Origin of the sequence: Halomonas saccharevitans, from assembly GCF_032333995.1 — a bacterium.
Taxonomy (GTDB): domain Bacteria; phylum Pseudomonadota; class Gammaproteobacteria; order Pseudomonadales; family Halomonadaceae; genus Halomonas; species Halomonas saccharevitans.
Window position 1 is genome coordinate 325,492 of record NZ_JAVXUR010000004.1, and the last position, 11,555, is coordinate 337,046.

An 11,555-nucleotide genomic window follows, 5' to 3' on the forward strand; every position below is an offset into this window, starting at 1 on the left:
ATTCAGGACGCGGCGGGGTAGGCGTCGAAGGCCGCCGCCAGCTGACGGATCAGCAGGCGACCGGTGGGCGTCACGCGCCACTGTGCGCCCCGGCACGCGATCAGGCCCTGCGACTCGGCGCGGGCCAGGCGCGCCAGCGGTCCGGCGAGATGGGCCTCGGCGTCCAGGCCGAAGGCCGCGCCGAGCTCCGCCAGGTCGAGATGGAGATCGCACATCAGCCTCTCGATGGCAGCGCTTCGCAGCCGATCGTCCAGGCTCAGCCGATGGCCGACGGCGGTGGGCAGCTCCCCCCGCTCGAGGGCGGCCTCGTAGTCCTCAAGCTTCTGCGGGTTGCGAACGTGCAGGTCCTCCAGGCGGGAGACGGCCGTGACGCCCAGGCCCACCAGGTCGTGGCGGTCTCGCCCGGTCACGAGGGCCCTGGCCAGGCGGTCGTCGCCGCGCACGAAGCGGTCGTGGCCGAGATGCACGTAGCCCGCGGCGGCGAGCCGCTCGATGGCCGCCTGCAGCATTCCCTGGACCTCCAGCGGGGCGGGCAGGTCCTCGGGGCGGATCTGGCGCTGGTGGGGAAAGCGCTCGGGGTGGTGCTGGTACTGAAACAGCGACAGCCGCGACGGTGCCATGGCGATGACCTGATCGAGCGTGGCGACGAAGCCGCCAAGGGTCTGGCGGGGCAGGCCGAGAATCAGGTTCAGGTTCACGGAGTTGAAGCCCAGCCGGTCCGCCTCGTCGAGCAGCTGTTCGGTCAGGCCGCGGCCCTGCTGGCGATTGATCGCCCGCTGGACCTCGGGATCCAGGTCGAGCACCTCGAGGCTCAGTCGGTTGAAGCCCAGGGCCTCGAGATGACGCAGGGTGAAGACGTCGGCCTCCCGGGGGTCGATCTCGATGAGGTACTCCCGGTCGCGATCGCCGGCCAGCCGGAAGCGGGCATCCAGCCGATCGATCAGGTCGCCCATCTGGTTCAGGGTCAGGAAGGTCGGCGTACCGCCGCCCCACTGCAGGGAGCGGACCTCCCGGCGAGCGTCCAGATGGCGACTGGTCAGCACCATCTCGCGGTCGAGTCGAGTGAGATAGGCCTCGGTCAGTCGGGTGTCCGAGGTGGTGACCGGCCGACGGGTGCAGTGGTAGCAGGCCTGCTGGCAGAAGGGCAGATGCACGTAGAGCGACAGCGGACGCGCCGCGGCGTTGCTGTGCTCGAGTGCCTGGCGGTAGTCCTCGGCGCCAATGCCGTCGCCCATCGCCTGGGGCGTGGGGTAGAAGCCATAGGCGGGAGCCGGCGAAGCCGCCGCGAAGGGGGCGTCGCTAGCGGGTGCGGTTGACGCGCGAGGGGGCATGGTCGGCCCTCCGGAGGGAAACATGCCTTTATGCTAGCGAGGCGCCAGTTTTGCCGCGTTGAGCTGCGTCAAGCGAAGCCGCGATCGGCGGAGTCGTCAGTGCATCGTCGCCCCGGGCAGCAGCGTCCACAGCTGCCAGAGGGCGAAGGCGATGATCGACAGCGCGGACAGCGTGCGGGTGGCCGGATGGCGAATCAGGGCGCCGAGCTGGCGCGCGGCGAGGCCGGTGGCCAGCAGGGCCGGCAGGGTGCCGAGGCCGAAGGCGCCCATCAGGGTCGCGCCCCGCCAGGGATCGGCGATGGCCAGGCTCCAGGCGAGCATCGAGTAGACCAGGCCGCACGGCAGCCAGCCCCAGACGGCGCCCAGGGCGAACGCCTGGGGCACCCGGACCACCGGCATCAGCCGCCGCCCCACGGGCTCGAGGTGGCGCCACAGGCGCCTGCCGACCGCTTCGACCTTGAGTAGCCCCTTCCACCAGTCGGCGATGTAAAGCGCCATCAGGATCAGCATTACCGCGGCCAGGCCCTGCAGCACCAGGCGTGCCTGGGGACTCAGGGCGATCAGCGTACCGAGCCCCGCCACCAGGGCGCCGGCCATCATGTAGCTCGTGATGCGCCCTAGATTGTAGCCGAGCAGCAGCCCCGAGAGTCGGGCCGGGCTTCTCATGCTGGGCGGCACGGCGAAGGTCAGGGCGCTCATGATGCCGCCGCACATGCCGATGCAGTGGGCGCCGCCGAGCAGGCCGAAGACGAAGGCCGCCGCCAGCGGGGGAAGGTCGAGTCCGGTGGGGTCCATCAGTTGCGGCGATCCTCGTCCCGGGGCGCGTCGGCGCCGGCATCGCCGTCCGATGGGGCGCGCGGGCGGTCGTTTTCGTCCTCGTCGAAGAGGATGCGGTAGGCGGGACCCTCGAGGTCCTCGAACTGGTCGTGCTTGACGGCCCAGAAGAAGGCCCAGACCGCCAGTCCCAGCAGGATCAGCGAGAGGGGGATCAACAGGTAGAGAATGCTCATGCGTTTACCAGCCTGGGGGAGTCGGTGCCGGTGGGCCGTTCAGGCCCGGTGCGGGTCAGGCGCAGGGCGTTGCCGACGACGACCAGCGAGCTCGCCGACATGCCGATGGCGGCGAGCCAGGGGGGCACGAAGCCCATTGCCGCCAGGGGCAGCGCCGAGACGTTGTAGATCAGCGACCAGGCCAGGTTCTGGCGGATGATCCGCCGGGTGGCACGGCTGGTCGCGATGGCCTCGACGATACGCCCCAGCCGAGGGCCCAGCAAGACGGCGTCGGCGCGGGTGCGGGCGAGGTCGGTGGCGCCGTTCATGGCGATGGCCACGTCGGCCCCGGCCAACACCGGCACGTCGTTGATGCCGTCGCCCACCATGGCCACCCGCTCACCGTCGGCCTGCAGTGCCTGGATGCGTGCCAGCTTGTCTTCCGGGGAGGCCGCCGCCTGCCAGGTCGCGATACCCAGGCGTCCGGCCATGGCCGCCACCGCCGATTCGGTATCGCCGGAGAGCAGCTCCACCGCGAGGCCGCGCGCCTTCAGGGCCTCGACGGTCTCTCGAGCATCTTCGCGAAGCTGGTCGTGGAGGGCGAACCAGGCGCGTGGTGTGCCGTCCTCGGCCAGCAGCAGCCACTGGCCCTCACCGGGGGCCTCGGGCGTTGCCTCGGGCGCGGCGAAGGCGGGGGTGCCGAGGCGCCAACGGCGCCCGTCGATGTGGCCCTCCAGGCCCCGGCCGGGGCGGCTGAGCACCTCGTCGGCGCTGATGTCGGCCTCGCGGAAGGGGCGGAAGGCGCGGGCGATGGGGTGCTCGGACTGGGCCTCCAGGGCGGCCGCCAGGGCACGCGCGCGCGCTTCGTCGAGGGTGTCGCCGACCGGGCGAGTCTCCACCAGGCTCATCTCGCCACTGGTCAGGGTGCCGGTCTTGTCGAAGATCACCCGGTCCAGCTGCGACAGCGCTTCCAGGGCGTCGGCGCGGGTGATCAGCACGCCGCGTCGGTGCAGCCGGCCGTGGCCGGCGGTCAGGGCCGTGGGGGTGGCCAGCGCCAGGGCGCAGGGGCAGGTCACCACCAGCACCGACAGGGTGACCCAGAGCATGCGGTCGGCATCGATGAACCACCAGGCGACGGCCACGCCGACGGAGATCAGCAGCACCTGCAGCACGAAGTGGTGGGCCATGCGCGCCGCCAGCTGGGCGATGCGCGGCCGGCTGGCGAAGGCGCGATCGGTGAGGTCGACGATGCCGGCGACCCGCGCATCGCGGCCGGCATGGGTGACGCGCACCGTCAGCGGGCTCTCGATGTTCTGGCTGCCGCCGGTGACGCGATCGCCGATCCGTCGAGTCACCGGCAGGTACTCGCCGGTGAGCATCGATTCGTCGAGGCTCGACTCGCCGCTCTCGATCACGCCGTCGGCCGGCACGCCGTGGCCGGGCTTGATCAGTACCCGGTCGCCCGCGGCGAGCTCGCTGGAGGGTAGGATGCGCTCCTCCCCGTCCTCGGTGAGGCGGATCGCCGAGAGGGGCAATACGCCTGCGAGGGCGTTGCCGCTGTGGCCGCTGCGGCGCCGGGCGCGCACCTCGACATAGCGGCCGAACAGCAGGAAGAAGGTGAACATCGCCACCGAATCGAAATAGACGTCGCCATGCCCGACCACCACCGCATAGCCGCTGGCCAGGTAGGCGCCACCGATGGCCAGCGATACCGGCACGTCCATGCCCAGGGTGCGGGTCTTCAGGTCACGCAGGGCATTGGTGAAGAAGGGCTGCGCCGAGAAGAGCACCACCGGGGTGGCCAGCGCGAAGGAGAGCCAGTGGAAGAGGGCATCGAAGTCGGCGCTGAGATCGCCGGGGTCGGCCACATAGATAGGGATCGAGAACATCAGCACCTGCATCATCGCCACCGCGGCGACGATCAGTCGGCGCACGTTCATGCGCTCCTCGTGCTGCAGCCGGCTCTGGGCCGCATCGGGCTCGTAGGGCTGTGCCGGATAGCCGATGGCGGCCATCTCGGCGAGGATCCGCGACAGCGCTACCCGCTCGGGATCCCAGCTGACGCGCAGGCGATGGTGGGAGAGGTTGACGGCGCTGGCCTCGATGCCGGGAAGGGCGTTGAGGCGGTGCTCGATCAGCCAGGCGCAGGCCGCGCAGGTGATGCCGTCCACGGCCAGAGTGGCGTGCACTCCGCCGCCCTCGCCGTCGGGATGCACGAAGCGTGCCTGCAGGCCGGGGTCATCGAACACCGCCCAGGTCTCGGCCTTGACCGCCTGGCGATCGTCCGGCCGCTCGGGCAGCTCGGTGCGAAAGCGGTAGTAGCTCGCAAGGCCCCCGTCGACGATGGCGTGGGCCACGGCCTCGCAGCCGGGACAGCACAGCGGCCGGCGTTCGTCGTCCAGGGTGATCGACCAGGGTGCGCCCGCGGGCACCCGGTTGCCACAGTGGTAACAGCCGGGGGCCTCGGTCGTCGGGGAGGATGTCGCGGTCGCGGTCATCTAGATGCCGGGAGAGAGCGAGATCTCGCCTTCCGTCGGGAAGTGCGCCTCGCCGGTCAGGCGCCACTCGGCGTCCCGGCCCTCGGCCGGTTGCAGGTGCAGGTACCAGCGATATTCAAGCGTCTGATCGATCGACGTCACGTAGCGCCCGTCGCGCACGTGCTCCAGCACCATCGAGCGATCGCGGCTGCTCTCGGTGGGAAAGATCAGATCGAGGTAGAGCCGCTCCGGCTGGCGCTCACCCGCCAGGTCGATGACGATGTCGCCGGTGCGCGGGTCGGCGCGCATGACCGCCTCGAGGCCCAGTTGGCGAGCGTGCTCCTGCTTGGCCAGCTGTTCGTTGATGGCCAGCCCCTGCTTGTAGTAGTCCTGCTCCACCGTACCGTCGTAGAAGTGAATCGACAGCACCAGGTAGGTGATGCTGAAGGTTACCGACGAGGCCAGCAGGCCGATCAAGAACCACGGCCAGAACTGCTTGTACCAGGGGGGGATGCTCTCGGGTTCCGCACTCATCAGCGGGTCTCTCCTAGGAAACGGCTGTCACGTTCGATGGCGATGTCGGCGTCCGTGGCCTCCAGGCGCAGGATGATCTCGGCGCTGGGCCGGTCGATGGACTCGGGCGGTACGCTGGCCTGGATCACCAGCTGACGCGATTCGCTGGCCGGCACGCTGATCTCGTGGGTATCCAGGGTCAGGCCGGGCAGGCCGGAGGCCTCCAGGCGGTAGCTGTGCGGCCGATCGTCGAGGTTACGTACGATCAGGGTGTAGACGTTGCTGATGCGGCCGTCCTGAGTCGTCTGGAACAGCTGGTTGCGCTCGCGCTCGACGTCGAAGTCCAGCGGCGTGCGATCGGCCACCGCCCAGGCGAAGACGCCGATCATCACCAGCAGGGCGGCGAGATAGCCCATCAGGCGCGGGCGCAGGATATGCGTCGGCTTGCCCTCCAGGGCGTTCTCCGTGGTGTAGCGGATCAGGCCGCGGGGATAACCCATCTTGTCCATCACGCTGTCGCAGGCATCGATGCAGGCCGCGCAGGTAATGCACTCGTACTGCAGGCCGTCGCGGATGTCGATGCCGGTGGGGCAGACCTGCACGCAGAGGTCGCAGTCGATGCAGTCGCCGTGGCCGGCAGCTTGCGCCTGCTCGTGACTTAGCGTCTTCTTGCGCGGGCCGCGGGGCTCGCCGCGGGCGGCGTCGTAGGAGACGATCAGGGTGTCGCGGTCGAACATCACCGACTGGAAGCGGGCGTAGGGGCACATGTAGATGCACACCTGCTCGCGCAGCCAGCCGGCGTTGAGGTAGGTGAAGACCAGGAAGAAGCCGACCCAGAAGTAGGACCAGCCGTGGGCCTCGAGGGTCGGTAGCTCCACGACCAGGTCGCGGATCGGCGTGAAGTAGCCGACGAAGGTGAGGCCCGTGGCCAGGGCTATCAGCAGCCAGATGGCGTGCTTGGCGCCCTTGCGCCACAGCTTGTCGCGGGTCATGGACTGCTTGTCGAGCTTGATGCGGCGGTTGCGCGAGCCCTCCAGGCGATGCTCGACCCAGATGAACAGGAAGGTCCAGACGCTCTGGGGACAGGTGTAGCCGCACCAGACGCGCCCGGCGAACACCGTGATGAAGAACAGGCCGAAGGCGCAGATGATCAAGAGCCACGAGAGCAGCATGAACTCCTGAGGATAGAAGGTCGCCGAGAAGATGTGAAATTCCCGGCCGGGGAGGTCGAACCAGATGGCCGGGCGGTCGCCCCAGGGCACCCAGGGAAGCAGGAAGAAGGCCAGCATCAGGGCCCAGTTGGATCCGCGGCGCAGGCGCTGGAAGAAGCCCTTGATCTCGCGGACATAGATATGTCGCCGGCTTTGGTACATGTGCTGGGTGACCGCCTCGTTCGGCGCGTGCTGCTGCACCGGATCCGGGGTGACGTCGTGGGTCGGGATCTTCTCGCTCATGGCAGGCTCGTGGCTGGCAAGGAGGGGAGGGCCGTCGGGGGTAACCCGCTGCGGACAATCAACATTGTATCGGCGTGGCCGCATAACGAGAAAGGGTGCGACCGGAGGCCGCACCCTTTGCATGCCGTCATCGATCGCAGGCTCAGTCCTCGCGGCTCAGGCCGTAGACGTAGGCGGCGACGAGGTGGACCTTGTCCTCACCGATGTAGGCGGCCTGTGCCGGCATGTGGCCGTTGCGGCCGTTACGCAGGGTCTGGCGTACCGAGTCGGCGAGCGACTGCCCCGGCGCCTGGTAGAGCCAGGCATCGTCGGTCAGGTTGGGCGCGCCCAGCGCCTGGTTGCCGGTGCCGTCGGGCATGTGGCAGGCGGCGCACACCGAGGCGAACACGCTGGCGCCCTGTTCGGCCCGCTCGGCATCCTCGGCGTTGCCGGAGAGCGAGAGCACGTGCTGGGTCACGTTCTCGATGTTTTCGCTGCCCAGCTGCTGCCAGGACGGCATCAGGCCGTTACGTCCATTGTTCAGAGTATGGACGATGTTTTCCGGCGCGCCGCCGTACAGCCAGGCATCGTCGGTCAAGTTGGGGAAGCCGTAGCCACCCTTGGCGTTGGAGCCGTGGCAGATCGCGCAGTTGTTGAGGTAGATGCGCTCGGCGACCTGCATGGCCTCGCCGTCCTGGGACAGCTCCGGGATCGGCACTTCCTGGTACTGGGCGAAGATCGGCGCGAAGCGCTCCTCGGCGCGGGCGACCTCTTCCTCCCACTGGCTCTCCTGGCTCCAGCCCAGCAGGCCGGAGAAGTTGCCGAGGCCCGGGTAGAGCACCAGATAGCCCAGCGAAAAGATCACGGTGCCGACGTAGAGCTGGAACCACCAGCGCGGCAGCGGGTTGTCGTACTCCTCGATCCCGTCGGCGGCGTGGCCCGTGGTGTCGACGTTGCCCTCGGCATCCGGGGTCTTGTCGGTCTTGCGGTTGGCGAAGAGCAGCCAGGCACTGATGCCGATGGTGCCCAGCGTGATGACGATGATCCAGGCGCTCCAGAAGCTGGAAAGGGAGTCACCCCAAAAATTGTTCATGTGTTCCTCTCTCCCTTGTCGTGTCGGGAATCGGCCTCTCGGGAGGCGTTCTGGTCACGGTGCGGCGGTTCATCCTCATCGGCGAAGGGCAGGTTGGCCGCCTCGTCGAAGTCCGGCTTGCGTCGCTTCGAGTAGGCCCACATGGTGAGCCCCGCGAAGGCGATGATCAGCAGGATGATGATCACCCCGTTGACGATCCCGTTATCCATGATCAGCGCGAATCCTTGAGCACGGTGCCGAGCTGCTGCAGGTAGGCGACCAGGGCGGTGATCTCCCGCTCGCCGCGAACCTCCTCGCTGGCGTTGGCAATCTGCTCGTCGGTGTAGGGGACGCCCAGCGTCTGCATGACGCGCATCTCGTCGTCGATGCGCTCGCCGCTCAGCGTGTTCTCGAACAGCCACGGGTAGGCCGGCATGATCGACTCCGGCACCACGTCACGCGGGTTGTAGAGGTGGGCACGGTGCCAGTCGTCGCTGTAGCGGCCGCCGACGCGGGCGAGGTCCGGCCCGGTGCGCTTGGATCCCCACAGGAAGTTGTGCTCGTAGACCTGTTCGCCGGCCACGCTGTAGGGGCCGTAACGCTCGGTCTCGGCGCGGAAGGGGCGCACCATCTGCGAGTGGCAGCCAACGCAGCCCTCGCGACGATAGACGCCGCGACCCGCGAGCTCCAGGGGGGAGAGAGGCTCGAGGCCCTCGACCGGCTCGGTGGTCTGCTTCTGGAAGAACAGCGGCACGATCTCCGCCAGGCCCCCGAAACTGATCACTACCAGGATCAGCACGGCGAGCAGACCGACGTTCTTTTCGACTATCTCGTGTCTCATTGGTGTCTCGTTCCCTGGTTGGCTCAGGCGGTCTGCGGAATCGGCTGACGGGCGCCTTCACCGCGCCGCACGGTCATGTACACGTTGAAGGCCATGATCAGCATGCCGGCCACCCAGCACAGGCCACCGATCAGTCGCACGATGTAACCCGGGCCGCTGGCTTCCACCGACTCGACGAAGGTGTACATCAGGGTGCCGTCGGGGTTCACGGCGCGCCACATCAGACCCTGCAGGATGCCGTTGACCCACATGGCGGCGATGTAGAGCACGGTGCCGATGGTCGCCAGCCAGAAGTGCACGGCGATCAGGTTCACGGAGTGCATCTCGGTGCGGCCGAACAGGCGCGGGATCAGGTGGTACATGGAGCCGATGGTGATCATCGCCACCCAGCCCAGGGCGCCGGCGTGGACGTGACCGATGGTCCAGTCGGTGTAGTGGGAAAGGGCGTTGACGGTCTTCACCGCCATCATCGGGCCCTCGAAGGTGGACATGCCGTAGAAGGACAGGGCCACCACCAGGAAACGCAGGGTCGGGTCGGTGCGCAGCTTATGCCAGGCGCCGGAAAGGGTCATCATGCCGTTGATCATGCCGCCCCAGGAGGGCGCCAGCAGGATGATCGACAGCACCATGCCGAGCGACTGGGTCCAGTTGGGCAGCGCCGTGTAGTGCAGGTGGTGCGGGCCGGCCCACATGTAGACCATGATCAGCGCCCAGAAGTGGACGATGGAGAGGCGATAGGAATAGACCGGCCGCTCCGCCTGCTTGGGCACGAAGTAGTACATCATCCCCAGGAAGCCGGCGGTCAGGAAGAAGCCCACCGCGTTATGGCCGTACCACCACTGGGTCATCGCATCGATGGCGCCCGCGTAGAGCGAGACCGAATAGGTCGAGGTCACCGGGATCGAGGCGCTGTTGACGATGTGCAGCACGGCCACGGTGATGATGAAGGCCGCGAAGAACCAGTTCGCCACGTAGATGTGGGAGGTCTTGCGCAGCTTGATGGTCCCCAGGAAGACGATGGCATAGCTGATCCAGACTACGGCCAGCAGGATGTCGATCGGCCACTCGAGCTCGGCGTACTCCTTGGTGCTGGTGAGGCCCAGCGGCAGGGTGACCACCGCGGACAGGATCACCGCCTGCCAGCCCCAGAAGGTAAAGGCGGCCAGCTTGTCCGAGAACAGTCGTACCTGGCAGGTTCGCTGCACGACGTAGTAGGAGGTGGCAAACAGCGCCGAGCCGCCGAAGGCGAAGATCACGGCGTTGGTGTGCAGGGGGCGCAGGCGGCCGAAGCTCGTCCACGGCAGTCCCAGGTTCAGTTCCGGCCATACCAGCTGCGAGGCGAGGACGACACCGAGGGCCATGCCCACGATGCCCCACACCACCGTCATGATCGCGAACTGCCGAACTACCTTGTAGTTGTAGGTCGGGTGTTCAAATGCTGTGCTCATGTCAGGTTCCCATCGAACGCGGTTTGGGGGTGTCCCGCGGCATTCTGCCTCGGGGTGACCTCCGCAGGATGATGCAGGTCTTTAACCAAGGGTGATTCTAGCGCAGGCGTGCGGCAAGCTGAACATGTCAATGTGTTGATTTATGAACTCGAGGAGGCCTAAATTGTCGGACCGTTTTTGTCGGGTTTTGCCGTCGATCGACCGCTTGACGCTGTCCCAGCGGCTACGCGATGGCGAGCAGGGATGCTGGAATATTGCCGGGCTCGGTCCGCTGGAAGTCCACGGTGAAAGCCGTGTGGGGCGTCTGCTTATCGCCCACGGGGCCGGAGCGGGCCAGGATTCAACCTTTATGCAACGGTTGCGCGAATCCCTCGCCACCGTCGGCGTCCAGACTCTGGCTTTCGAGTTCGATTACCTGCAGACGATGCGCCGCGAAGGGCGCCGTCGTCCTCCGCCGCGGGTTGATCGTCTGGTCGACGAACTGTCCCTATGGTGCGACAGCGTGTCGCACTGTGACCTTCCGCCACCCTGGCTGGGGGGCAAGTCCATGGGCGGTCGCGTGGCCAGCATGCTGGCGGCGCAGGCCTCCCACCGAGCGTCCGTTCGGGGCCTGGTGCTGTGCGGCTACCCCTTTCATCCCCCCGGCAAGCCGGAGCGACTGCGCCTCGCCCACTGGCCGTCGCTCGCCTGTCCGACCCTGGCGGTGCAGGGGACCCGTGATCCCTTCGGCACCCGCGAGCAGGTCGTCGGCTATGCGCTGCCCGAGGTGGCACGTCTGCACTGGCTCGAGGACGGCGATCACGACTGGCAACCTAGGCGCGCCTCGGGTCGCGATCAGGCGGCACTGATCGTCGAGGCGTCGGAGGCGATCGCCGCGTTTATGCGCGACCATTCATGAGCAAAAATGCTGAAGGCCGCGTGGCGCGGGCGGTGTGGCCAAGTGGATGAAAGGGTGGCGATTCTTCTTCACGAAAAGGTTCACGATGGCAGCGCAAAAAGCGTTGACATTGATCGGGCCCCCTGTAGAATGCAGCGCCACGTGACCGGGGGTGGTTAGCTCAGCTGGGAGAGCACCAGCCTTACAAGCTGGGGGTCACAGGTTCGAACCCTGTACCACCCACCATTGCCACGGCAATGACCCGATTACGTAGTAGAAGATAGCAGCGGACCGGTAGTTCAGTTGGTTAGAATGCCGGCCTGTCACGCCGGAGGTCGCGGGTTCGAGTCCCGTCCGGTCCGCCAACATCTTCTTTGTCGCAAGTCGTCTTGCGGACCGGTAGTTCAGTTGGTTAGAATGCCGGCCTGTCACGCCGGAGGTCGCGGGTTCGAGTCCCGTCCGGTCCGCCAACATCTTCTTTGTCGCAAGTCGTCTTGCGGACCGGTAGTTCAGTTGGTTAGAATGCCGGCCTGTCACGCCGGAGGTCGCGGGTTCGAGTCCCGTCCGGTCCGCC

At 67.4% G+C, this 11,555-nt stretch carries 11 protein-coding genes and 4 tRNA genes; 5 read left to right on the forward strand and 10 right to left on the reverse strand.

The window, feature by feature from the left end; translation table 11 throughout:
• Positions 1-2 precede the first annotated feature (2 nt).
• The 10 genes from hemN to ccoN all read right to left on the reverse strand — a co-directional run bounded on the left by hemN (position 3) and on the right by ccoN (position 10,104).
• Positions 3-1,331: an oxygen-independent coproporphyrinogen III oxidase gene (hemN, locus tag RSO68_RS11945; RefSeq protein ID WP_315586747.1), complete on the reverse strand. Its 1,329-nt coding sequence runs from the start codon at positions 1,329-1,331 to the stop codon at positions 3-5.
• 96 nt (positions 1,332-1,427) lie between these two features.
• Entirely contained in the window at positions 1,428-2,126 is a 699-nt protein-coding gene (locus tag RSO68_RS11950) for a sulfite exporter TauE/SafE family protein (RefSeq protein WP_089847421.1), read from the reverse strand.
• Positions 2,126-2,341, reverse strand: coding sequence for a cbb3-type cytochrome oxidase assembly protein CcoS (gene ccoS / locus RSO68_RS11955; protein ID WP_089847423.1), 216 nt, complete (start codon positions 2,339-2,341; stop codon positions 2,126-2,128). Before ccoS ends, RSO68_RS11950 begins: the two co-directional genes overlap by 1 nt.
• A complete protein-coding gene (locus tag RSO68_RS11960; RefSeq protein ID WP_315586748.1) occupies positions 2,338-4,818 on the reverse strand; it encodes a heavy metal translocating P-type ATPase in 2,481 nt (826 codons plus the stop codon). The genes ccoS and RSO68_RS11960 overlap by 4 nt, the downstream gene beginning before the upstream one ends.
• Entirely contained in the window at positions 4,819-5,331 is a 513-nt protein-coding gene (locus RSO68_RS11965) for a FixH family protein (RefSeq protein WP_089847427.1), read from the reverse strand.
• Positions 5,331-6,764, reverse strand: coding sequence for a cytochrome c oxidase accessory protein CcoG (gene ccoG / locus RSO68_RS11970; RefSeq protein WP_315586749.1), 1,434 nt, complete (start codon positions 6,762-6,764; stop codon positions 5,331-5,333). The genes RSO68_RS11965 and ccoG overlap by 1 nt, the downstream gene beginning before the upstream one ends.
• 142 nt (positions 6,765-6,906) lie before the next feature.
• A complete protein-coding gene (gene ccoP / locus RSO68_RS11975; protein WP_089847430.1) occupies positions 6,907-7,836 on the reverse strand; it encodes a cytochrome-c oxidase, cbb3-type subunit III in 930 nt (309 codons plus the stop codon).
• Complete coding sequence (locus tag RSO68_RS11980; RefSeq protein ID WP_089847431.1) at positions 7,833-8,045, reverse strand: cbb3-type cytochrome oxidase subunit 3; 213 nt, start codon at positions 8,043-8,045, stop codon at positions 7,833-7,835. Before RSO68_RS11980 ends, ccoP begins: the two co-directional genes overlap by 4 nt.
• A gap of 2 nt (positions 8,046-8,047) precedes the next feature.
• Positions 8,048-8,656 carry a cytochrome-c oxidase, cbb3-type subunit II gene (gene ccoO / locus RSO68_RS11985; protein WP_089847433.1) on the reverse strand — a complete coding sequence of 203 codons (609 nt, stop codon included), beginning with the start codon at positions 8,654-8,656 and terminating at the stop codon, positions 8,048-8,050.
• Between the two features lie 23 nt (positions 8,657-8,679).
• The gene (gene ccoN, locus RSO68_RS11990) at positions 8,680-10,104 is read right to left on the reverse strand and encodes a cytochrome-c oxidase, cbb3-type subunit I (protein ID WP_089847436.1); all 1,425 of its coding nucleotides are present in this window, start codon (positions 10,102-10,104) and stop codon (positions 8,680-8,682) included.
• Positions 10,105-10,399: 295 nt separating this feature from the next.
• Here ccoN and RSO68_RS11995 point away from each other — a divergent pair, with 295 nt between their 5' ends.
• The 5 genes from RSO68_RS11995 to RSO68_RS12015 all read left to right on the forward strand — a co-directional run bounded on the left by RSO68_RS11995 (position 10,400) and on the right by RSO68_RS12015 (position 11,553).
• Positions 10,400-11,002 (forward strand): alpha/beta family hydrolase, encoded by a 603-nt coding sequence (locus RSO68_RS11995; RefSeq protein WP_315586817.1) that lies wholly within the window; start codon positions 10,400-10,402, stop codon positions 11,000-11,002.
• A 149-nt stretch (positions 11,003-11,151) separates the two neighbouring features.
• A tRNA-Val gene (locus RSO68_RS12000) sits at positions 11,152-11,227 on the forward strand.
• Positions 11,228-11,269: 42 nt separating this feature from the next.
• Positions 11,270-11,346, forward strand: a tRNA-Asp gene (locus tag RSO68_RS12005).
• A gap of 28 nt (positions 11,347-11,374) precedes the next feature.
• A tRNA-Asp gene (locus RSO68_RS12010) sits at positions 11,375-11,451 on the forward strand.
• Between the two features lie 28 nt (positions 11,452-11,479).
• Positions 11,480-11,553 (forward strand) — tRNA-Asp (locus RSO68_RS12015).
• Positions 11,554-11,555: the final 2 nt, after the last annotated feature.